Here is a 3,267-nt window from a genome sequence, read left to right as displayed (position 1 = left end):
TGACGTCGTCATCACGCTCGACGCGGGGAACATCCTTCAACTCGCGGGAGTCCAGCTGAACAATTTGGCCAGCGGAGATTTCCTGTTCTGATCGAAACAAGAATCGCGCCGGCTCGGCGCGCCCGTCCCCGCGTTGATGCGATCGAGGCTCCGACCGAGCTGTGGTCGGCGTCCGGGGACGGGACGGGCATTTGCCTGTCGAGCGATTGACACTGCAATCGCTCGACTTCAATTCACGCTTGCGCAGGGGAGCGCGCATCATCGGGGGGAATGATCTGTGGCGCATTTCATAGGTGACGATAACGCCAACGTGTTCGAAGGGACGGCGGCCGACGATATCGCGGACGGCAATGGCGGCAACGACATCCTGGCGGGCGGCGGCGGTTCCGATATTCTGAACGGCGGCGACGGATCGGACGTGCTGTTCTCCGGCGCGCGCTACCAGGGCTTCGGCTATCCCTACAGCATTTACTATCTCAACAATCCGGTGCTCGACACCGGCGCCGAGGCCGACACGCTGAACGGCGGCGCCGGCGAGGATTATCTGTTCGCCGGGTTCAACGACACTGTCGACGGCGGCGCGAATGAGGACGTGCTGTATCTCAGCCTGATGGGCGCCGGCAGCGGCGTCACCCTCGACTTCCGCCAGGCGACCGTGACCAATGGCAGCGGCACGATCAGCGGGATCGAAGGCGTGGGCTGGCTGCAGGGCAGCAATTATGACGACGACATCACGCTGTCCTACACCGGCACCTATTCGCCCGGCGCGGTCGTCTATGCGATGGGCGGCAACGACCGGGTCGTCGCCGATTACCGGACGAACGCGATCTTCGGCGGCGAGGGCGACGATATGCTCGACGGCCGGCCGAGCCAGTATCTCCAGATGCTCGACGGCGGCGCCGGCAACGACACGATCTACACCAATGCGGGCCTGTCCTCGACCGTTTATGGCGGCGCCGGCAACGACACGATCTATGCGCACGGCACGACCTATGGCGGATCGGGCAACGACCTGATCATCCTTGGCGACACCTATTATCGCGGCGGTGTCTATGGGGAGGAGGGCGATGACGAGATCCGCGCCGCGTCGGTGGGCAACCAGATCTCGGGCGGCGCCGGCGCGGACCGGTTGATCGGCCATGACGGCGCCGACACCCTGGTGTCGGGCGACTTCACCGGGTTCAATTATACGCCGGTCGACGATCTCGGGACCGAGAAGGATGTGCTGACCGGCGGCGGCGGCGATGATCTGCTCGCGATCGGCTATGGCGACGATGCCGATGGCGGCTCGGGCTTCGACTCGCTGCAGCTTTCGTTCGGCGGGATGGGCGCGGGCGTGAATTTCAGCGCGGCGCAGGTGGTCGGGACCGGTCCGTTCAACCTGGGCGGCGGCGTGATCCAGAATATCGAGCGAGTCACGCGGGTGCGCGGTAGCGAATTCGGCGACACGCTCAGCCTCGGCCTGCCGATCGCGGGGACGATCGACGGCGGCGGCGGCGACGACACCCTCTACGGATCGAACAGCATCGACACCCTGCTCGGCGGTGCGGGCGAGGACGTGATCTACGGCCTCGACGGCGTCGACCGGATCGAGGGCGGCGTGGGCAACGACACGCTGAACGGCGGCCAGGGCGACGACATGCTGCTGGGCGATGCCGGCGCCGACTGGCTCGACGGCGGCGACGACAACGACACGCTCGACGGCGGCGCGGGCGGCGACCTGATGGTCGGCGGCGCGGGCAACGACATCTATATCGTCGACGACATCGGCGACCAGGCGGTCGAGGTGAGCGGGGGCGGCGTGGACGAGATCCGCACGTCGGCCAGCTTCACGCTCGGCGCGAATATCGAGCGCCTGCTGCTCACCGGCGAGGCAGCGGTCAACGGCACCGGCAATGAGGAGGCGAACCGGATCGACGGCAATGCCAGCGCGAACACGCTGCGCGGCGGCGCCGGCGACGACCTGCTCTATGGCATGGGCGGCAACGACGTCCTGCGCGGCGATGCGGGCAATGACTCGCTGTACGGCGGCTATGGCGACGACACCTATGTCGTCGACGACGCCGGCGATCTGGTGTTCGAGGGGACGTGGGAAGGCAACGACCTGCTGCTCGTCGCGGCGAACTATGTGCTGGCCGCGGGGCAGGCGATCGAGCGGGTGACGGTGAGCTCCGGGGATATGGAGACCTTGCCCTGGAACCCGAACCCGGCGCTCAACTTCACCGGCAACGAATTCGCCCAGACCATAGCCGGGAACGACGGGGCCAACGTGCTCGACGGTGGCGGCGGCAACGACGTGATCGAGGGCCGCGGGGGCGACGACACGCTGCTCGGCGGGGCGGGGGCGGACCTGCTCGACGGCGGTGCGGGCGCCGACATCCTGCGCGGCGGGGCCGACGACGACACCTATCGGGTGGACGCCGGGGACGTGGTGATCGAGCTGGCGAACGAAGGCTATGATGTGGTCGAGGCCGGGGCCAGCTTCACGCTCGGCGCCAATGTCGAGGAACTGAAGCTCGGTGGCGCGGGCAATTTCGACGGCACCGGCAACGAGCTCCGCAACATCCTGCGCGGCAATGACGGTAACAACCGGCTCGCGGGCGGCGCGGGCGCGGACGATCTCTATGGCGGCGCGGGGATCGACACCGCCGACTATGCGGGCAATTTCGGCAGCGTCATCGTCAACCTGACGACCGGCACCGGCCAATGGAACTATGCCGAGGGCGATCGCCTGTTCAACATCGAGAATGTCACCGGCACCGCCTTCGCCGACTGGCTTACCGGCAACGGCGCGGCGAACGTGCTCGACGGCGGGGCGGGCGACGACACGCTAAGCGGCGCGGGGGGCGCCGACATCCTGCGCGGCGGCGCGGGGGCCGACCTGCTCAACGGCGGCACCGGAAACGACACCGCCGACTACAGCGGCAATTTCGGCGCGGTCATGGTCAGTCTCGCGGCCGGCGTCGGCGCGTGGAACTATGCCGAGGGCGACAGCTATTCGGGCATCGAAAACGTCACCGGGACCGAGTATGACGACCTGCTGACCGGCGACGGGGGCGCCAACCAGCTGGCCGGGGCGGGCGGCGACGATCTGCTCCATGGCGGCGCGGGCGTCGACGCGCTGATCGGCGGTGCGGGCACGGACACGGCGGACTATTCGGGCGATTTCGGCGCGGTGGTCGTCAATCTGGAGGCGGGCGTCGGCGCGTGGAACTATGCCGAGGGCGACAGCTATTCGGGCATCGAGAATGTCGTCGGCACCAGCTT

Annotated in this window: 1 protein-coding gene; it reads left to right on the top strand. The window is 67.7% G+C overall.

Translation table 11 applies throughout. The features are described from left to right. Nucleotides 1-277: 277 nt before the first annotated feature. Nucleotides 278-3,267: calcium-binding protein (locus BR78_RS0120270; protein WP_029937512.1), on the top strand; the 2,990-nt coding region annotated here is incomplete at its 3' end.

It is taken from the genome of Sphingomonas sp. UNC305MFCol5.2 (assembly GCF_000712135.1).
In the GTDB taxonomy this organism is placed as follows: domain Bacteria; phylum Pseudomonadota; class Alphaproteobacteria; order Sphingomonadales; family Sphingomonadaceae; genus Sphingomonas.
The sequence above is the reverse complement of the archived record's forward strand: the minus strand, read 5'-3'. Positions and strand labels throughout refer to the sequence as shown.